The 19,630-nt window shown below is 57.6% G+C and carries 16 protein-coding genes and 3 tRNA genes; 10 read left to right on the forward strand and 9 right to left on the reverse strand.

Annotation, left to right across the window (positions count from 1 at the left end; genetic code table 11):
* The first annotated feature begins 97 nt into the window (after positions 1-97).
* A complete protein-coding gene (aceE, locus tag G538_RS0109780; RefSeq protein ID WP_029069181.1) occupies positions 98-2,845 on the forward strand; it encodes a pyruvate dehydrogenase (acetyl-transferring), homodimeric type in 2,748 nt (915 codons plus the stop codon).
* 93 nt (positions 2,846-2,938) lie between these two features.
* Here aceE and G538_RS16125 read toward each other — a convergent pair whose 3' ends face one another.
* Positions 2,939-3,622: a hypothetical protein gene (locus G538_RS16125; protein WP_051196906.1), complete on the reverse strand. Its 684-nt coding sequence runs from the start codon at positions 3,620-3,622 to the stop codon at positions 2,939-2,941.
* A 133-nt stretch (positions 3,623-3,755) separates the two neighbouring features.
* On the opposite strand from G538_RS16125, the gene G538_RS16130 reads away from it, so the two are divergent.
* From G538_RS16130 to G538_RS16135, 6 genes are all read left to right on the forward strand, one after another.
* Positions 3,756-4,949 carry a PucR family transcriptional regulator gene (locus G538_RS16130; protein WP_051196908.1) on the forward strand — a complete coding sequence of 398 codons (1,194 nt, stop codon included), beginning with the start codon at positions 3,756-3,758 and terminating at the stop codon, positions 4,947-4,949.
* Positions 4,950-5,112: 163 nt separating this feature from the next.
* Positions 5,113-6,057 (forward strand): ACP S-malonyltransferase, encoded by a 945-nt coding sequence (locus G538_RS0109795; RefSeq protein WP_029069182.1) that lies wholly within the window; start codon positions 5,113-5,115, stop codon positions 6,055-6,057.
* 17 nt (positions 6,058-6,074) lie between these two features.
* Positions 6,075-7,076 (forward strand): beta-ketoacyl-ACP synthase III, encoded by a 1,002-nt coding sequence (locus G538_RS0109800; protein WP_029069183.1) that lies wholly within the window; start codon positions 6,075-6,077, stop codon positions 7,074-7,076.
* Between the two features lie 48 nt (positions 7,077-7,124).
* The gene (locus G538_RS0109805) at positions 7,125-7,373 is read left to right on the forward strand and encodes an acyl carrier protein (RefSeq protein ID WP_029069184.1); all 249 of its coding nucleotides are present in this window, start codon (positions 7,125-7,127) and stop codon (positions 7,371-7,373) included.
* Between the two features lie 58 nt (positions 7,374-7,431).
* Positions 7,432-8,670, forward strand: a complete 1,239-nt coding sequence (gene fabF, locus G538_RS0109810) for a beta-ketoacyl-ACP synthase II (RefSeq protein WP_029069185.1) — start codon at positions 7,432-7,434, stop codon at positions 8,668-8,670.
* A gap of 199 nt (positions 8,671-8,869) precedes the next feature.
* On the forward strand, positions 8,870-9,622 hold the full coding sequence (locus G538_RS16135; protein ID WP_051196909.1) for a siderophore-interacting protein: 753 nt from the start codon (positions 8,870-8,872) through the stop codon (positions 9,620-9,622).
* Here G538_RS16135 and G538_RS0109820 read toward each other — a convergent pair.
* The 3 genes from G538_RS0109820 to G538_RS0109830 all read right to left on the reverse strand — a co-directional run bounded on the left by G538_RS0109820 (position 9,610) and on the right by G538_RS0109830 (position 10,931).
* Positions 9,610-10,110 (reverse strand): DUF3145 domain-containing protein, encoded by a 501-nt coding sequence (locus G538_RS0109820; protein ID WP_029069186.1) that lies wholly within the window; start codon positions 10,108-10,110, stop codon positions 9,610-9,612. The two genes, G538_RS16135 and G538_RS0109820, sit on opposite strands and share 13 nt — an antisense overlap.
* A 174-nt stretch (positions 10,111-10,284) precedes the next feature.
* Positions 10,285-10,773, reverse strand: a complete 489-nt coding sequence (gene def / locus G538_RS0109825; protein ID WP_029069187.1) for a peptide deformylase — start codon at positions 10,771-10,773, stop codon at positions 10,285-10,287.
* Between the two features lie 81 nt (positions 10,774-10,854).
* A tRNA-Ile gene (locus tag G538_RS0109830) sits at positions 10,855-10,931 on the reverse strand.
* A 64-nt stretch (positions 10,932-10,995) separates the two neighbouring features.
* Between G538_RS0109830 and G538_RS17400 the strand changes: the two genes are divergently transcribed.
* The 3 genes from G538_RS17400 to G538_RS0109845 all read left to right on the forward strand — a co-directional run bounded on the left by G538_RS17400 (position 10,996) and on the right by G538_RS0109845 (position 11,759).
* Positions 10,996-11,547 carry a hypothetical protein gene (locus G538_RS17400; protein ID WP_051196911.1) on the forward strand — a complete coding sequence of 184 codons (552 nt, stop codon included), beginning with the start codon at positions 10,996-10,998 and terminating at the stop codon, positions 11,545-11,547.
* 46 nt (positions 11,548-11,593) lie between these two features.
* Positions 11,594-11,665, forward strand: a tRNA-Asn gene (locus G538_RS0109840).
* Between the two features lie 22 nt (positions 11,666-11,687).
* A tRNA-Asn gene (locus tag G538_RS0109845) sits at positions 11,688-11,759 on the forward strand.
* Positions 11,760-11,850: 91 nt separating this feature from the next.
* Here the strand turns inward: G538_RS0109845 and dnaG are convergent.
* The 5 genes from dnaG to G538_RS0109870 form a co-directional block, all read right to left on the reverse strand.
* Positions 11,851-13,752: a DNA primase gene (dnaG, locus tag G538_RS0109850; protein ID WP_029069188.1), complete on the reverse strand. Its 1,902-nt coding sequence runs from the start codon at positions 13,750-13,752 to the stop codon at positions 11,851-11,853.
* A gap of 91 nt (positions 13,753-13,843) precedes the next feature.
* Positions 13,844-15,133 carry a deoxyguanosinetriphosphate triphosphohydrolase gene (locus G538_RS0109855; protein WP_029069189.1) on the reverse strand — a complete coding sequence of 430 codons (1,290 nt, stop codon included), beginning with the start codon at positions 15,131-15,133 and terminating at the stop codon, positions 13,844-13,846.
* A 33-nt stretch (positions 15,134-15,166) separates the two neighbouring features.
* Positions 15,167-17,050 (reverse strand): glycoside hydrolase family 13 protein, encoded by a 1,884-nt coding sequence (locus G538_RS0109860; protein WP_029069190.1) that lies wholly within the window; start codon positions 17,048-17,050, stop codon positions 15,167-15,169.
* Between the two features lie 9 nt (positions 17,051-17,059).
* A complete protein-coding gene (locus G538_RS0109865) occupies positions 17,060-17,959 on the reverse strand; it encodes a sugar ABC transporter permease (RefSeq protein ID WP_029069191.1) in 900 nt (299 codons plus the stop codon).
* Position 17,960: 1 nt separating this feature from the next.
* Complete coding sequence (locus G538_RS0109870; RefSeq protein WP_029069192.1) at positions 17,961-19,565, reverse strand: ABC transporter permease subunit; 1,605 nt, start codon at positions 19,563-19,565, stop codon at positions 17,961-17,963.
* Positions 19,566-19,630: the final 65 nt, after the last annotated feature.

Consider the following 19,630-nt stretch of genomic DNA (forward strand, 5'->3'; position numbering starts at 1 on the left):
GTTAGGCAAGCATGCTGGCACCAGCCCAGATGCCAAGACCGGGAAGGCGAGGACCGGGGGACCCCCGCTTCTCACGACACGTAGTAGAGGACGGACTGTGGCCGCGAACGAGCAAACCGGGCCCTTGATCAACGGCCTGTTGAGTCAGGTGCCGGATATCGACCCTGCAGAAACCGGCGAGTGGATCGAATCGCTGGACGGACTGATCGACGAGGCAGGCGGCCCACGTGCACGCTACGTGCTCCTGAGCCTCCTCAAGCGGGCCCGGGAACGCAATGTTGCCATCCCCACGTCAGTCAACACCCCCTACGTCAACACCATTGGTGTTCACGAGGAACCATACTTCCCCGGTGACGAGGTCCTTGAGCGCCGTTACCGTTCATGGATCCGATGGAACGCCGCCGTCTTGGTGACCCGCGCACAGCGACCAGAGGTGTCCGTTGGTGGACACATCTCGTCGTACGCGTCAGTTTCCACCCTGTACGAGGTGGGATTGAACCACTTCTTCCGCGGCAAGGACCACCCAGGTGGCGGTGACCAGATCTTCTTCCAAGGTCACGCCTCCCCCGGTGTCTATGCCCGCGCATTCCTCGAAGGGCGCCTGTCTGGTGAACAACTAGATGGCTTCCGTCAAGAGCACTCCTTGGGTGAAGGCAAAGGCTTGCCTTCCTACCCACACCCTCGCCAGATGCCAGACTTCTGGGAATTCCCCACCGTATCGATGGGGCTTGGGCCTGCTGAGGCGATCTACCAAGCGTGGACCAACAAGTACCTGCACAACCGTGGCATCAAGGACACCTCACAGCAGGACGTGTGGGCCTACCTGGGTGACGGGGAAATGGATGAACCAGAGTCACGCGGCATGCTCCAACACGCTGCCCAGCAGCAGTTGGACAACCTGACCTTCGTGGTGAACTGCAACCTGCAGCGCCTCGACGGTCCGGTCCGTGGAAACGGCAAAATCATCCAAGAACTCGAAGCGCAGTTCAAGGGTGCAGGCTGGAACGTCATCAAGGTTGTGTGGGGCCGTGAGTGGGACACCCTGCTCAATGCTGATAAAGACCGCGCCTTGGTTAACCTCATGAACAGCACACCAGACGGTGACTACCAGACCTACAAGGCAAACGACGGCGCTTTTGTTCGCGAACACTTCTTTGGTCGCGACCCACGCACCAAGAAGCTCGTTGAAAACATGAGCGACGACGAAATCTGGGCACTCAAGCGCGGTGGCCACGACTACCGCAAGTTGTTTGCAGCGTACGCAGCTGCTCGCTCACACACTGGCCAACCCACTGTGATCCTCGCGAAAACCATTAAGGGTTATGGCTTGGGTTCCGGGTTTGCTGGGCGTAACGCAACACACCAGAAGAAGAAGGTTGGGCTCGAAGAGCTCAAGACTCTGCGTGACACGCTGCACATCCCCATCACCGATGAGCAACTTGAAGCCAACCCGTACTTGCCGCCCTACTACCACCCAGGTATGGACGACCCCGCGATCGAGTACATGCTCGACCGTCGTCGTCAGCTTGGCGGCTATGTCCCAGAGCGTCGCGACAAGCACGTCGCCGTGACGTTGCCTGGTGACAAAACTTATGAGGTGCTTTCCAAGGGTTCCGGCAAGCAAGAAGTCGCCACCACCATGGCGTTCGTCCGTTTGCTCAAAGAACTCATCAAGGACAAAGAATTCGGTCACCGCATTGTGCCGATCATCCCTGATGAAGCTCGCACCTTCGGTCTTGACTCGATCTTCCCCACCGCGAAGATCTTCAACACGCTGGGTCAGAACTACCTCGCAGTTGACCGTGACCTCATGCTCTCCTACAAAGAGTCTGAGTCCGGCCAAATCATGCACACCGGCATCAACGAAGCCGGTTCCGCATCTGCCTTCCAAACAGTGGGAACGTCATACGCCACCCACGGTCAGCCGCTCATCCCGTTCTACATCTTCTACTCGATGTTCGGGTTCCAGCGCACCGGTGACCAGTTCTGGGCAGCCGGAGACCAACTCACCCGTGGCTTCATCATTGGAGCAACGGCAGGGCGCACCACACTGACCGGTGAAGGCACCCAGCACGCTGACGGCCACTCCCCCCTCATTGCGGGAACAAACACCTCTGTGGTCCAGTACGACCCCGCATACGGTTACGAGATCCGCCACATTGTGCGCGACGGTCTCAAGCGCATGTATGACGAGTCCGACCCACGCGACCCGAACATCATGTACTACCTCACCGTGTACAACGAGCCCATGCAGCAACCTGCAGAGCCCGAAGATGTTGATGTTGACGGCATCCTGCGCGGTATCCACCGTGTAGCTGCCGGCGAAGGCGATGGGCCCCGCGTTCAGTTGCTGTCCTCTGGTGTCGGTGTGCCATGGGCTTTGGAAGCTGCTGAACTGCTCAAGAAAGACTGGGGCGTTGTCGCAGATGTCTGGTCAGTAACCTCATGGAACGAACTACGCCGTGACGGTCTTGCTGCTGACCAGCACAACTTCCTCAACCCAGGTCAAGAACAGCGCCAGGCGTACCTGACCCAGAAGCTCCAAGATGCTCAAGGTCCGTTCATCGCAACCAGCGACTACGACCACCTTGTGCAAGACCAAGTACGCACCTGGATTCCAGGTGACTACGCAGTGCTTGGTGCAGATGGTTTCGGGTTCTCCGACACTCGCGCTGCCGCACGTCGCTACTTCAAGATCGACGGCCCATCCGTTGTCGTGAAGGCTCTGCAGGAGCTCGCCCGCCGCGGCGAGGTGTCCGCAGAACTTCAGGCACAGGCTATCGAGAAGTATGACCTGCACAATGTGGCAGCTGGCACCTCTGGTTCTGCTGGCGGAGATGCGTAAAGCTCACTCGCGCAAGCAATAGACCTGCACATAACGGTGGGGGCCAACTCAATTGAGTTGGGCCCCACCGTTTTTGATTGTGCTGGAGCGTGATTAAGCGTTCGCCCCTGAGTTGACGTCGCGCACGAGCGCGGCATCCACGGCATCTACTTCATCTGGTGAAGAGTGCTCCAACAGCTCCGCAAGGAACCGTCGAGCATCAGCAAACCGTCCAGCATCCAAAGATGCCCGAACAACCTGCACACCGGCTTCTGGAAGGTGTTGGCGGGCAATCCAGTGGCCAACTCCTAACAGGTAAGCCTCAGACGCCAAGTCGAACTCACGAAGCAACATCAATGCGGTGGCAAGGGCTGCTCCTGAGTCATCGCGTGACACCGCTGCGTTCAGGCGCCGGGTGGCGTCTTCAGGGTTTTCCGGTAGTGACAAACGTGCAAGCTGCACAAGTGGGAACCACGCTTTGGGGTGTCCTGCATATTCTTCAGCGAGCGCCCACAGGCTGCTGCGGTATTTCTCGTCGCGGGATGTTCGGGCGGTGATGTCGATCTCGGCGGCGAGTGGATCATCGTGTTCTGTGCCGTCCTCGGCACAGTTGCGGCCAACGACGTCAACGAGCGCAAGGAAAGCGTGCTCGTTGTTTGGGTCTTCTGCGAGCATGGCTCGCAGTGCGTCCTCTTGGATGACGTTCTTGGCAGGGTGTGGTGTTTCCCGCCGTCGTCCTACAGTTGACGCCGTCGTTGTTCGTTGCAGTAACTGTTTGATTCTGGGCATGAGGGCCATACAAAGACTCTACCCTTGTTTTGGCTTTTCTTGGCGGTAACTTGGGCTGACCTGTGGTTTTCATCCGTGGCGACCCGCCCGGTGAGTGGACCGTTGTTGTGGGAAACCCACAAGTGCTGCTTATGCTCGGAACATGACATCCCCAGTTTCCCAGCCAGCAGAGCTCATTGGTCATGTGCCTGCTTCTGAAGCAAACCAACAACGGGTGCGCGAAGGTGCCGGTTTGTTGACGTCGGCTGCCTTGAAGAAACTCGACGAAGACCTTCCGTGGTACCAGACTTTGCCTCGCGAGGAACGCCAGTGGGTGGGCCTTGTTGCACAACAAGGCATCACCGCATTCATCGACTGGTATACCTCTGCCGGCCAGTCTGGCCGGACACCTGGTGACATGTTTTCTGTTGCACCACAGGACCTCACTCGTTCCATTTCGCTGCAGCACACGTTGCAAATTGTGCGCTGCGTTGTTGAGGTTGTTGAGGCTTACAGCGACCGGTTGGCAGCCCCCGGCCAGGAACGTGACCTGCGTGAAGCAGTGTTGCGCTATTCGCGTGAAGTCGCCTTTGAAGTGGCGGAAGTTTACGCTCGTGCCGCTGAAGTGCGTGGTGCTTGGGATGCCCGGTTAGAGGCTCTCGTCGTTGACGCGATTGTGCGTGGCGACCGAGACAAAACTTTGCGATCTCGGGTTTCTACACTGGGCTGGTCTGGGACCGGCAAAGTTGTGGTCATGGTTGGCTCCACTGCATCAGCATTTGACGATGTGAAATCTGCTGATCTGCGCCGTGCGACGCGCCGCGTTTTCGACGATGTCCTGGTTGGCATTCAGGGTGATCGTTTGGTTTTGGTGTTGGGCGGTCATGGTGATTTGGTGTCGGCTGCGGAGTCGCTGGCACCTCGTTTCGGTGCGGGTCCGGTCATCATTGGCCCTGTTGTCCCAACATTGGATGATGCCCCACGTAGCGCTTCTGCGGCTCTTGCAGGCCTGGAGGCTGTCTCTGCTTGGCCGGGAGCTCCGCGACCTGTTGGTGCTGACGAACTCTTGCCCGAACGCATGCTTATTGGTGACCCTTTGGCTCGTGTTGCACTTGTGGCGCAAGCTTTTGAGCCCCTCTCCGGCTCGGGTGGTTCATTGTTAGAGACTTTGTCAGCATACTTAGGCACTGGGCGTTCTTTAGAGGGTGCTGCTCGTGACTTGTACGTCCACCCCAATACTGTGCGTTATCGCTTACGTAAAGTTGCCGAGTTGACTGGGTGGGACCCGCTCGACGCTCGTGAGTCGTTTGTGTTGCAGGTTGCTTTAGCGGCAGGGCGGCTCCCAGAACCGTTGTGACACTAACCATTTTTCGATTTTCTCTCCAAAAGTTTCTCGGCGTTTCTGCTGGTGTTCTCGTGGTGACCATGAACGTATTGTTTGCTTCCTACAAAACAGGTGTGCGGACTTGGTACACGTCAGTACCGGGCGAACAGCGCCACTATCAGGCAAAGTAGGTACCGTGCTTGCAGTAGTTTGCCCGGGACAGGGCTCCCAGACACCGTCCATGCTTGAGCCGTGGCTTGAGCTTCCTGCGACCCGTCCTTTCCTTGAGGAACTGAGTGACGCTTCCTCCGTGGACCTTATTGCCCACGGCACGCTCTCTGACGCTGACACTATCCGTGACACCGCAATAGCTCAGCCACTGATTGTTGCTACCTCACTATTGGCGGCTCAGGCAATCTTCGGCGTTGATCCGCTGGCTGCTCGCCCATCTGTTGTTGCAGGCCACTCTGTTGGAGAGTTCTCCGCAGCAGCACTTGCTGGCGCCATGAGCCCGGCGCAAGCCGTTGGCTTAGTTGCACACCGTGCTCGGGCTATGGCTCGCGCTGCGGCGGCTGAGGTTACCGGAATGGCAGCTGTTGTCGGCGGGAAGCCTGATGAGGTTCTTGACGCCATTGACGCTGCTGGTTTGTCTGCGGCAAATATGAACTCTGCTGGCCAAGTTGTTGCTGCAGGTTCGGTGGAAGGCATCGAGAAGCTGGTTGCCAACCCTCCTACTCGGGCACGGGTTATCCCATTGCAGGTCGCCGGAGCATTCCACACCCGGTTTATGGCTAGTGCGCAAGATGAGTTCCGTGAGATTGCGGCCACTTGGCCGACTGCTTCACCGCACACCCCACTACTCAGCAACCGCGACGGGGCAGCATTCACCGGGGGTGAGCACGGTCATGGAACGGGCAGCGACGTTGTTGAACGTCTCGTTCACCAAATCACGTCCCCTGTCCGGTGGGACCTGTGCCAAGAGACACTCGGCAACAGCGGCGTTTCCGGCATTCTTGAGCTTGCCCCAGCAGGCGTGCTCACTGGTCTTGCTAAGCGCTCTTTGCCTGGTGTGGAACTTTTCGCGGTGAAATCGGCTGCTGATGTTCCTGCCGCACTTGACTTTGTCTCTACACACGCCTGATAACACCAAGGAAACCGATGGCAACGCTTAAGCAAGCAGCAGGGTCCCAGTTCTCGCGCATCTACGGATTCGGTGCTTACCGGGGTGAGAACGTCGTCACTAACGACGACATCGCTGGGCCGATTGATTCCTCTGACGAGTGGATTCGCCAGCGCACCGGCATCATCACCCGCCGCCGTGCAGACGCCGACCTGTCTGTGATTGACCTCGCCGTGAACGCGGCACAAGATGTCCTGAACACTACCGGGATCGCTGCCAGCGACATTGGCGCAGTCATCTTGTCAACGGTCACCTACTTTCACCAAACACCTGCAGCAGCTGCGATTGTCGCGGAACGTATTGGCGCAAACCCTGCTGCTGCGTACGACATTTCTGCGGCATGCGCCGGGTACACCTACGGTATTGCTCAGGCCGATGCGTTTGTTCGCGCCGGTACCGCCAAATATGTGTTGGTCATCGGCGCCGAAAAAATGTCGGACTTCATTGACCCCACGGACCGCTCTATTTCCTTCCTACTAGGAGACGGCGCTGGGGCAGCAATTGTTGGACCATCAGATACCCCCGGCATCGGGAAGACCGTGTGGGGTGCTGACGGCACAAAAGCTGGCTCTATTTACCAAACCCACTCATGGCAAGAAATGGGTGCTAACCCAGAACTCGGGTTCCCCACACTGCGCCAAGACGGTCCTTCCGTGTTCAAGTGGGCAAGTTTCAAAATGGGACCAGTTGCTTTGGAAGCTATTGACGCAGCGGGCCTGACCCCACAAGACATCGATGTGTTTGTGCCTCACCAGGCAAACATGCGTATCATCGACCAGTTGATCAAGCAGATCAAACTGCCTGAACACGTTGTCGTCGGCCGCGATATCGCGGACACAGGCAACACCTCCGCAGCATCCATCCCCCTGGCAGCGCACCGCCTTCTCGCTGAAGGCACCGCGAAGTCTGGAGACGTGTGCCTGCAGATCGGCTTTGGCGCCGGCCTCGCCTACGCGGCACAGGTCATCGTCCTGCCGTAACCCACCAGACGAAGCGTTGCTTCATCACTGAAACAAGGAGAAACACTTATGGCTTACACCGAACAGGAAGTCCTCGCTGGCCTCGCCGAGATCGTCGCTGAGGAAACCGGCTTGGCCGTTGAGACAGTCACCGCTGATAAGTCCTTCGTCGACGACCTCGACATCGACTCACTGTCAATCATGACCATCGTGACTCACGCTGAAGACAAGTTTGAGGTCACCATCCCTGACGAGGCCGCAAAGGACTTCAACACCGTCGGCGACGCTGTGAACTTCATCGTCGGCGCCCAGGGCTGATTCATCACCCCGTGTGGGGTGCCCGCGCACCCCACACCCCCACTGTCCAAGGAGAGTCATGTCGACCAACGTAGTTGTAACCGGTCTTGGTGCGACCACCCCGCTCGGCGGCGATGTCGCATCAACGTGGAAAGCAGCGCTGGCCGGTGAGTCAGGTGCCCGCACGCTCGATAACGACTGGGCGGAAAAGTACGGGATCGGCGTGAATTTCGCCGCTCAAATCAAGGTGAAGCCAGAAGAAGTATTGGCTCGCCCTGAGATGAAAAAAATGGATCCCTCCGCGCAGTACGCAATCATTGCCACCCGTGAAGCTTGGGCTGATGCAGGATCCCCCGACGTCGACCCCACACGTCTCGGTGCCGTTGTGTCCTCGGGTATTGGTGGCATTTGGACAACATTGGATGGTTGGGACACACTCCGGGAACGTGGTGGACGCCGCGTTCTTCCGATGACAGTACCCATGCTCATGCCCAACTCCCCTGCTGCGTATGTTGAGTTGGAAATCGGTGCTCAGGCTGGTGCTCATGCTCTCGTTTCTGCCTGCGCATCCGGTGCGGAAGCAATCGGTTACGCCGTTGACATGATTCGGCTCGGCCGCGCCGACGTTGTCGTCGCCGGTGGAACTGAAGCCTGCCTCCACCCCATGCCTCTTGCTGCTTTTGCAGCGTCACGCACCCTGTCACAGCGCAATGACAACCCTGCTGGCGCATCGCGCCCATACGACCAAGACCGTGATGGCTTTGTCATGGCAGAAGGTGCGGGGATTGTTGTTCTCGAAAGCGAAGAACATGCAAAAGCACGCGGTGCAAAAATTTACGCCCAGGTCTCCGGTGTCGGTCTTTCTTCAGACGCCTATCACCTGACCTCACCCGAACCTACCGGGCGTGGGCAAATCGCTGCTATGACGATGTCATTGAAGAATGCTGGCGTTGACTTGTCAGACGTTCACCACGTCAACGCACACGCAACGTCTACAACCGTGGGTGACCTCATCGAAGCTCGCGCTGTTCGTACCCTCTTTGGTGACAACGCAGACCAAATCAAACTTTCAGCCACTAAGTCACTCACCGGGCACCTGCTTGGCGGCGCGGGCGCACTTGAAACTATTTTCACTGTGCTTGCTGTTCATGACCGCGTGGCACCACCTACCATCAACGTGGACAATCCCGACCCAGAACTTACCTTGGACTTGGTCCGGGACACCCCCCGCGAACTACCACGTGGTGATATCGCCGCATTGAACAATTCCTTCGGATTTGGCGGGCACAATGTTGCCCTTGTGGTTCGCAACGCTTAAGTTCTCACACAACTAGGTGCCGTACTCAAAAGCACATTACTGGGACACAGTGAACACGATGGCCTGACGTGACAACGTCGGGCCATCGTCGTGTTTGTGAAACCTCTCCCAGTGTGCATCCCGTGACCAGCAAAATTAGGCTAACCTAACTGACAGCAGTTTCTCATTTTTTGATGGTTTTTGACACAAGGAGTGCACCATGGGGCGCGGAATCAACGGAGTTATTCTCAAAGTCCTGGGGGCACGGGATATCACGTTAACCTTGCAGAACAAAACAGAAATCACCCCGTCACTCCTTCGGCTCCATTTCCACGCACCAACGCTCTTTGCCCACCTCAGCCCGGGGCCTGCATCATGGCTGCGTTTTTGGTTTCCCGACACACGGGGCGGATCTAAGGAATATCAAAGGGCTTACACAATTGCTCAGGCTCGGCCGGAGAGCAACGAAATCGACGTTGATTTTGTGATCCATGAACCAGTTGGCCCGGCCAGCGAATGGGCCACATTAGCCTCTCCCGGCGACACCATCACAGTGCAATCTTTAGGTTCTGAACCTTTCTCACGTGCCCCAGCTGCCAACGGTTTACTTCTCTTTGCGGACGCTAGCTCAATCCCAGCAGCCAATAGCATCATTGCTCAGTGGCCTGCCACACTGCCCATCACTGTGTTCACTGAAATAACTGATGAAGGTGACACACTTACCCCGTTGGCTTACCACCCCCAGTTGGAGCGACACAACCTACTTCATGGCCAATGGGCAGCAGATCACTTGAGTGAATTCTTCACTCGCCCTGGATGGCAGGTGTGGGCCGCCGGTGAAAGCGGGTCAATGAAGAACATCCGAAAAGCAGCAAAAGCCCGCCCCGGTGCAGCTACGGTGCACACCCAAATAGTCGCCTATTGGATTAAGGGGAAAGCGATGGGAACCGCACGTGAGGTTCAGCCAACCTGATGCAACCAACGCACAGGTGCACCATCACCCGCATAACGGAATGGTTCGAGCTCGGCGTCCCAGGCACTACCCAACGCAAGATCAAGCTCTCGACGCATTCTGTGTGAGTCGTATGCATGTTCCATCGCCGCACGAATACGGGTTTCGGGTACAACAAGATTGCCGTGGACATCAGCGTGAGCATGGAACACCCCTAAAGACGGAGTGTGGCTCCAGCGTGAGCCGTCTGCTCCAGCAGAAGGATCCTCGGTAACTTCGAAACGAAGCTGATCCCACCCACGCAGGGCTGAAACCATTTTCGCTCCCGTACCTTGCATCCCTTGCCATGACAGTTCGGTTCGCATCAGTCCACGAGCAGCGGGTTGTGGGGTCCACTCACAATGCACCCTCACTCCAAGGACATTGCTGACCGCCCACTCAACGTGGGGGCACATAGCCTTTGGTGCAGAATGCACAAAGAAAACACCACGTGTTATGGCACGAGCCATCTGATCCTCCTTGGGTGAGGTGCGTCTTCCCCTACGACCTCATCCGGAGTTGCACGTGCCACGTGCTGTGACCATCTTGCCTGATAACCACTAGGGGCGCAATGCAAAACATCGCACACTCCCCATAGGCTTTCCTACGGTTCACCAACGAGACGGCAAAGCGCCATCTGCGCGTCACAGGGACGCGCGAAGCTCCTGCATAGCGCGCTTACGAACAGAGCGTTCAAGACGATCGAGGTAGAGCATGCCATCGAGATGATCTACCTCATGCTGCAGGCAGCGTCCCATAAGGTCAGTACCCTCAACGATGACTTTCTTACCATCGAGATCAGTGCCTTCAACACGGGCGTACAACGCTCGCCGGGTGGGGTACCACAGGCCTGGCACTGAGAGACACCCCTCGTCGCCATCCTGAAACTTCCCTTCGGAAACTTCAACGATCACAGGATTAATGACGTATCCGAGGTCATCATCCACGTTGTATGCGAAGGCACGCAGGTTCACACCGATTTGGTTCGCCGCCAACCCAGCACGGCCTTCATAATCGACAGTTTCCATCAAGTCTTCGATAAGACTTTTGACCCCAGCATCAATGTGGGTGATTTCTTCACACCGGGTACGCAGCACGGGATCAGGAACAACCCGTATGTCTCGCATCGCCATGGCTTCCCTCCCGTGCTGCTCCCGCAGCGTGATCCAGCGCTGTGCACACTTGTCTAGCTATCACACTAGCCCGTGCCCTCGTGGTGCCCCAAGCAGGACTTGAACCCGCGACCAAGAGATTATGAGTCTCCTGCTCTAACCAGCTGAGCTATTGGGGCGCAGGTTCTAGATTAACGTGTTTCCGACCTGTTTTTTGCCACTTTCTGGCATTAACGTGGTGTCATGTTGTTCACGCGAGCACACCTCCCCACCTCCATTCGCACCGTTGTGCGCGAAGCCTCTACACAAAAGGTCCTCGCCTGGACTCCTGTGCAGAGATCAACACTCCCTGAGGAGTTTCTCGTCGCCACCTCAGATGCGCTAATTTTCGCGAAACTGCATGACCCCGACTCGGAAACTCCCACCCCAGCACGCTCATGGCCGTGGGCACACATTGATCGCGCCGCGTGGGACCCCACCACCTCTTTACTAACAGTGACGTTCACCACCGCCGCTGAGGCATTGACGGCACCCATGCCCACAAAAATACCTGTGCGGTTCCTCACAACTATTCGGGAGCGCATTGAACACTCTGTTGTCATGAGTGAGACTGTCCCCTTGAAAGATGGCAGGAAAGCGCGGGTAGCCCTACGCCGGCCCGTCAATGGAGAGCTATTCATTGAAGTTCTCCACGACACACCACACCCCACACCTGGTGAAAAAGATCGGACAAAAATTGACGATGTCGTCGCCCGCTTCCATGACTTGTCCGGAGCACCGCTGAAAACCTGCTAAAGTTTTACCTGCGGATCACGCGTGCCAAGAGGCATCTGTGAGTCCTTCCCGCGTAGCTCAACGGCAGAGCATCCGACTGTTAATCGGACGGTTACTGGTTCGAATCCAGTCGCGGGAGCAACAACTTCATAGGGACACGATCCCGCGTAGCTCAACGGCAGAGCATCCGACTGTTAATCGGACGGTTACTGGTTCGAATCCAGTCGCGGGAGCAGAAAAGAGCGGAAGGCATCAGCCTTCCGCTCTTTGCGTGTGGGGATCATCCTCTGATCACTGGTCGTGTTGACACCTCCCAGCGCTGCGCTAGTCCGTACCCCGAAGTTGGCGGCGCTGGGTTTCTAGGTCCAAAAGCAACCGATATACCGTGTTGTACCCCTCTGGGTCACTGGCATACTCCATACGCTGCAAACGAGACTTCACATCACCGATCTGCCGGGTGATCCCCATATCGATAAACGCTCGAACAATTCCGTGTACATAACTGTCCATGGCATCGGGCCGGTCTTCTGGTAACGGCGCCACGGACAACTCGTTGATGAGAGGCTGAACCGGCAGTGGTGCGCTATCGAGCACCACTGCGACCCATTCTGATGCGCTGAGACCATGTGCGTGCCCTACGCCCCCTGCAGCGCGTACCGCATCAAACACTGCCCGCCACGCGGGAACAGCGAATGCCTCCCCCGGCAACGAGTCCATGACAGCGGCGGGCACTGCGTGCGGTTGCTGCAAGAGCACCTCAAGTGTTTGGCGTTCAAGGCGAGCCACCGGGTCCTTCGCATCAACGGACAGGGCGTGGGCTGCCGCATTAACAGGTTCACCAGTGCCAGCGGCGTTTGGGCGCCCCTGACCTCGTCCAGCTAACTGAACGGCTGAACGCACTGACTCAAATTCCATGCCCAGCCAGCCAGCTAACAGGCGGGTGTACTCAGGGCGCAAGGCATTATCACGGATCGCCGCGACCACGGGGGCGCACTGCCGTAGCGCCGCAACACGCCCCTCCGCGGTGTTGAGGTCGAAACTATTGATCGTGGTTTTGATAACAAACTCGAACATCGGCACTCGCGCCTCAACAAGAGCACGCACCGCACTAGGCCCTTTATCTTGACGCAACTCGCAGGGGTCCATCCCTGACGGCTCGACGGCAACAAAAGTTTGAGCCAAGAAACGCTGATCCTCCCCAAAGGCACGCATCGCCGCTTTTTGCCCGGCCGCATCACCATCGAACGTGAAGATAATCGCGCCGCCCACCGAATCGCCGGAAGCTAACCGCACTCCCCCGCCTGTGTGGGTGTCCCCAATGAGCCTGCGCACAAACCGGACGTGATCAGACCCAAACGCGGTGCCACAGGTTGCCACGGCTGTGGTGACCCCTGAGAGGTGCGCTGCCATGACGTCGGTGTATCCCTCCACAACGACGACCTGTTTGTCTTTTGCGATGTCACGTTTGGCGAGGTCAATCCCATACAGCACATGAGATTTACGGTAAAGAGTGGTCTCTGGGGTGTTGAGATACTTGGGGCCTTGATCGTCCTCGTAGAGCCGGCGCGCACCAAACCCGATCACTTCACCTGTGACATCACGAATGGGCCACATGAGGCGGCCTCGGAATCGGTCATAGATGCCTCGTTGCCCTTGGGACATCATGCCTGTTGCGATGAGTTCTTCAGTGGTGAACCCTTTGGACCGTAAGTGGTTCAGTAGGTGATCCCACCCCTTAGGGGCGTATCCGACCCCAAAGTGTGCAGCATCTTCGCGGGTAAAACTACGTTCCGCGAGGAATGCGCGCGCCGGCGCCGCTTCAGGGGACATGAGGTGGTCTTGGTAGTACCGTGAGGCAACCCGGTGCGCGTCTAGCAGCCTAGCCCTGCGGCCCGGTTCCTCCCCGCGCCGTTCGCCGCCTTCTTCGTACCGCAGCGTCAAACCTGCACGTCCAGCTAAGTACTCCACGGCCTCGGTAAAGGTAAGGCCATCGACTTTTTGGACGAAGCTGATGACGTCTCCGCCCTCACCGCACCCAAAACAGTGGTAGCGCCCTACTTGGGGGCGCACATGGAAGGACGGGGACTTTTCATCGTGGAAGGGGCAAAGCCCTTTCATGGATCCAACCCCAGCAGTTTTAAGCGTGACGTGTTCGCCAACAATGTCTTCAATGCGGGCACGTTCGCGGACAGCGTCAACGTCCTCGCGTTTAATCAAGCCAGCCACGTGTTGGTCCTTCCGGTGCGTCGCGATGTCAGCAGTATGTTCCGCGAAGGGGTTTCAAAAAGGTAAAACAAGTCAGTGTCAACCACTGGTGTCATAGAAACAGTGTCTCTCCCCGAGAGCACCAACGTTCATGCCATCTCAGTGCTGACACATCGGTGAGGGAAGCTACTTGGTCAATGACTACTCGCAAGCGTGCGGCATCGTCACGGGCAACATGCCAGTCACCACGGAATGCAGGTTCCAGCGCTTGCGCACCGTGCATGGTGAGCGCTTTGACGAGGTCTTCAATGATGCTGCGTTGATCGATGTAGGTGCGTTGGGTTTCGCGTGGCGCCATCACATAGGCCACGGCTAAACCTTTGAGGACAAGGATCTCGGCGAGGGTTTCGTGGGGCACGATCAGGTGGGCGTTGTACCGTGTGAGCGGGCCGTCGCCGTATTCTTCACGGGTTGCGCCCTGAGCTGCTTGAGCGAACCTTCCGATCAACTGGGAAGTGGAGTCCTTCAGTACCGCGAGTGCCCGACGCGAACCATCAAAGTCGGTGCTGAGTAGGCGAGCTGAGCGCAGGCGGGCGATGGCTGCACGGAGGTCGTCAGCGGAGACGATGTGCCCGTACCAGTCAGTGGTGTAGTCAATAACGCGTGTTTGCTCATCGTCTGCGTTGAGCATGGCGAGGTCGAGGGTTCCCCCAGCGATGGCATCTTCGACGTCGTGGACGGAGTAGGAAATGTCGTCGGCGAGATCCATAACTTGTGCTTCCATGCAGCGCTGCCCCTCAGGGGCACCCTCACGGAGCCAGTCGAACACAGGGAGGTCATCGTCGTAGACACCAAACTTGTGTGTGCGTTGGCCGTCCTTTTCAGGACGGTCAGGGTAAGACCAGGGGTATTTCACTGAGGCGTCGAGGGATGCACGAGTGAGGTTGAGACCTGCAGGTACGCCAAGCGAACTGAAGACCTTGGCTTCTAGGCGCGTGAGGAGTCGCAGCGTCTGGGCGTTGCCTTCGAATCCGCCGATATCTTTGGCGATTTCTGCGAGCGCGCGTTCTCCGTTGTGTCCGAATGGGGGGTGTCCGAGGTCGTGGGCGAGGCAGGCTGCGTCAACGATATCTGGGTCGCAGCCGAGCGCTTTTCCTAGTTCTCGTCCTACTTGTGCTACTTCAAGGGTGTGGGTGAGGCGGTTGCGGATGAAGTCGTTACTTTCTGGCCCCAGCACTTGGGTTTTATCGGAGAGGCGGCGCAGCGCGGAGGAGTGCAGGATCCGTGCGCGGTCGCGTTCAAAGGGAGTGCGGTTGGGGTTTTTCGCTGCTTCTTGGACGAGGCGCTCGGTGTCGGCGTCTCCATAGCCTGTTGCGAGTTGTCCTGCCACACGTGTTGTCACAGTGCAACCCTATCCAATCGGTGGGCGTTTTCCCTATCTGATGCGCCACATGTGGACGGCGGGGCCTATTCCGGGCAGGGTGTACGCGTTTCCTGTGGTGGGTAAGGGCTGGTTGCCGTAGAGCGTGGTGGGCTGTTGAGGCTGTGTTTCGTGGTGGCTGGCGGAGGTGGTGGCAATGCTTGTGGGGATTGTGGCGCCGCTCCAGGGTGCGCGGGCGATGCTGATGAGGATCGCTTCGTCGTTGTTTTCGCGGAGGTAGACGACGGCGTCGGTGTCTGTGTGGATCCACCGTAACGATCCGGTGGCTAAAGCTGGGTGAGCGGCGCGCAGTGTGATGAGTGTGCGGTACAAGTCGTGTGTGGTGGCGTCCCAGCGTGTTGGGTCATTCCACGGCATGGTTTGACGCGCGTGTTCTCCGTTTGTGCCGGTGAGTCCAACTTCGTCGCCGGCGAAGACGACGGGGCATCCAAGGTAGGTGAAGAGTAGTGCGGCAGCGAGTTCTACGCGTTCGGGTGTTCCGACGAGTGTTCGCAGTCGCGGTGTGTCGTGGGAACCGAGCATGTTCCATTGCGCTTGGAGTGTGGTGAAGGGGTAGACCGAGTCGAAGGTGCGCATGGTGTCGACCATGGTGTGCCCGTCGATACGTGGCATCGTCGCAGGTAACCCGAAGGCGGGGATGGTGGCGTCGTCTGCGGCGAGCCACCCCCAGATTGGCCGGGTGAATGCGGAGTAGTTCATGTTGCCGTGCCATCCGCCGAGGCCGAGGTCTGCGGAGGCGTCATGGAAGTGTTCGGCGATGAGTAGTGCCTCGTTGTTGAGGCCGGTCATCGTGGTGCGAATGGTGGCGGCGATGTCGTGTGTGGTGTCTTGGTCGCGGTAGCGGCCTGTCATGTTGGCGACATCCACTCGCCACCCGTCGAGGTTGAAGGGGGCTTGCATCCATCGTCCGATGACCGATTGTGGGCCGTTGATCATCGCGTTGCGTAGTTCGTGTGAGGTGTAGTTCAGTTTTGGCAGGGAGTCGTGTTCGAGCCAGCACACGTACCCTGGTTCACCCGGTGTCCAGTAGTAGTAGGAGTGTTCGGGTGCGGTGGGGTCACTGTTGGCGCGTTGGAACCATTCATGCCCGGCGCCGGTGTGGTTGGTGGTGATGTCTCCCATGATGCGTAGGCCGCGGTGGTGGATTTCGGTGGCAAGCCGTTCGTAGGCGGAGTTTCCACCTAGGAGGGGGTCGACTTCGTCGAATGTTGATGCGTCGTATCGGTGGTTGGACCGCCCGGGGAAGATGGGGGTGAGGTATACCGTTTTCACGCCGAGGTTGTGGATGTGGTCGAGGTGTTCGACGATGCCGTCGAGGTCTCCGCCATAGAAGTGTTCGCTGACTCCTGCTCCCGATGCAATGGGTTCGGTGTTCCAGTCGGTTGCCGGGATCGCCCACGGGGGAAGGTCGGTGTCGCTGAGTGCAGGTGCTGTGGATGAGCGGGCAAATCGGTCGGGGAAGATTTGGTAGATGATTCCTTCGTGGACCCATGCTGGTGCGGGCGCGTGGGTGGTGAGTTGGTAGTCGTTGGCATCGGGGACGTCGTGCAAGAACCAGCCGCGCTGATTGAGCCACCCGTACCCGTTGTCCAGCACGATGAGGAAGCGATAGTTGGTGCGTGGGTTGTGGACGAGAACGTCAGCCTCGTACCAGCGTTCATCAGCTGTTTCATGGGTGAGTAGCGCTGTGGCGAGCCGTGGCTCACCGTCACGTACCATCCGTACGTGCACTGCCTGTTCGTTGATGCCCGCCGGCACTCGTAACCGTACGGTCACGGTCTCCCCCAGCTGGGGTGTCATTGTGGACACGTACAGGCTGGAACCGTCGTGGTGTGGTGGGAGATTGACGTGAGGTGCACGGGGAGTGTCGGCGGGCATTGGGCTAGGTTATCCCTTCACGGAACCGGCGGTCAGGCCGGACACAATGTACTTTTGCAAGAACAAGAACAGCACAACAATGGGGATTGCGGCGAGTACCGCACCGGCGGCGAAGAGCCCCCATGGTGCGTTACGTTCGTCGGCTGCCCATTGGTAGAGCCCCACAGCGAGGGTCATTTTGTCGGTTTGGGAGAGCACCGTTTTCGCGATGATGAATTCCCCGTATGTTCCGATGAACGACAGCAACCCCACGACGGCCAGGATTGGTGACACCAGGCGCAAGATCATGGTCCAGAAAATCTGGGCGTGGGTTGCCCCGTCAATTTTTGCTGCCTCGTCGATTTCGTGCGGCACGGTGTTGAAGAACCCATACATCAAGAAGGTGTTCACACCGAGTGCTCCACCAAGGTATACCGCGATCAAACCGAGTTGGTTGTTGGCTCCAAGGAAGGGGAAGACTTCACGCAGAGACAACAGCAGCAGGAAGATCGCTACCACAGCAAGCATTTGAGGGAACATCTGGATGATCAACAGTGCGGTTAACGATGCGCGGCGCCCGGTAAACCGGAACCTGGAGAACGCGTAGGCCGCTGCCCCACCCATGAGGACTGTTCCAATGGCGGTGACAGTGGAGATAAAGAGCGAGTTAAGAGCCCAGTCACTAAATCCGGTGTCAAAAAGGTTGGTGTAGTTGATGAGACTGAACTCGGAGAACAACTCGTTCGAGCCAGTGAGTGTGGTGCGTGGTTTCAGTGACGCACTGAACACGTAGATGAGGGGGAACACCGCGTAGGCGATACCGAGGACACCAACAATGTGGCGCCAACCGACTTGTTTCCACCACGATGCTCCGCGGAGTTTGCCGTCCCGTAGCGTGTAGGAGGTCTCTGGTGTTGTAACAGCGGACATCTTAGAGCTCCTCCAGTTGCTTTGTTTTGCGGAATCCGAGCCAGGAAATCACTCCCACAAAAATGAAGATCAAAATCGACACGGCAGAAGCCAGACCATACTGTTTCACACCTGATTCGAATGCCACGGAGTACACCATGGAGATCAGAATGTCCGTGGAACCAATCATCAGTGGGCTTCCACTGAAGTTCGGCCCACCGCCAGTGAGCATATATATCAGGGCGAAGTTGTTGAAGTTGAAGGCAAAGCTGGAGATCAACAGTGGTGCTGTAGAGACCATGAGCAACGGCAGAATGATCGAGCGCAATACGCGCCACGGTGAGGCGCCATCAACCTTTGCGGACTCCAGAACATCTCCTGGAATCGACTGCAATGTCCCTGTGCAAATGAGGAACATGTAGGGGAACCCAAGCCATAGGTTCACCATGATGATGGAGAACTTCGCGAGCCACGGGTCCGTCAGCCACGGCACGGCTGCGCCACCAAGGATAACTTCGTTGATAAACCCGAACCGTTCGTTGAGCATGCCACGCCACACCAAGGCAGACAGGAAGCCTGGGAACGCGTAGGGCAAAATCAGCAGTGAACGATAGATTTTGCGGCCCCGCACCCGTGGATCGTTGAATACCAGTGCAAGTGCTAGGCCGAGGGCGAATGTGGTGGCAACCGATAAGAAGGCGAACGCAAACGTCCACACGAGGATCTGGAAGAACGGCCCAGAGATGCGTGAGTCGGTGAACATTTTGGTGAAGTTCTCAAACCCCACACCAACTCGCCACCCTGGGGTGAGTTCTTCACCATCAGGCGAAACAAAATTCCCTCGGTCATTCGGGGCGTATTCGACACCTGTTTCAAGGTTGGTCATGCGGTCGCTGGACTCGTCATATTCCAACAGTGAACGGTAAACATATGCGTTGGTGGCATCTGTGGTCCGCAGTGATCCATCATTAGGGTCATCGCTAATGGGGACTCTGAGGTTGACTACTTCATCTTGGCGTGCGGCGATATCTCCAAACCCAAGAACTGTGTACCCGTCAAGTGCAGTAATGCGGGTTCCATCTGTTGTTGCATCGACGTTGGTGAAACCTTCTTCACTATCTCCAACACGAGGTTCGCCGTTGTCAACGATTCCAAAATGGATATCGCCATCGCTGTCTTCCAACACGGTAAGCGGGTACCCTGCAGTACCTTCGACTCGCTTCTCGTTGTATGACAGGATCGCGGAGATCGCGTCTTCCTTCGTGGAGTTATGTCCATCACCGTAGTTAGTAAACGCCACGTACCCGGTGTAGGCCATCGTGAACAATTGGTACGTGAAGAGGAACAAAAGCCCTGGGTAAAGGTATTTTCCGGGGATCGCACGCCGCGAAAAATACACCCAGTTCGCCACGATGACTGCAACCACGAGGCCGGCGAAAAGACCCCAGGTACCCACAGCCCACGCCGAGAGCAAACCGTAGACACCACCGGCGTTGAAACCTGCCATGACGGCAAGTTTCACAAAAAAGCCTTTACTGATGTTACGGGCCGCAGAGGCGTCACCCAGTGGACGCGATGGCCGCTTCTTCGAGTGCGGCGGTGAACCCGCCTGCTGCCCGACTGACATGTTTCTCCTTCGAGGATTGTCCCCGCGTAGCCTGACGGCTGAGGGCGTTTTCACTAAGTGTGGTT

Origin of the sequence: Jonesia quinghaiensis DSM 15701 (assembly GCF_000423205.1) — a bacterium.
GTDB classification, from domain to species: Bacteria; Actinomycetota; Actinomycetes; order Actinomycetales; family Cellulomonadaceae; genus Jonesia; species Jonesia quinghaiensis.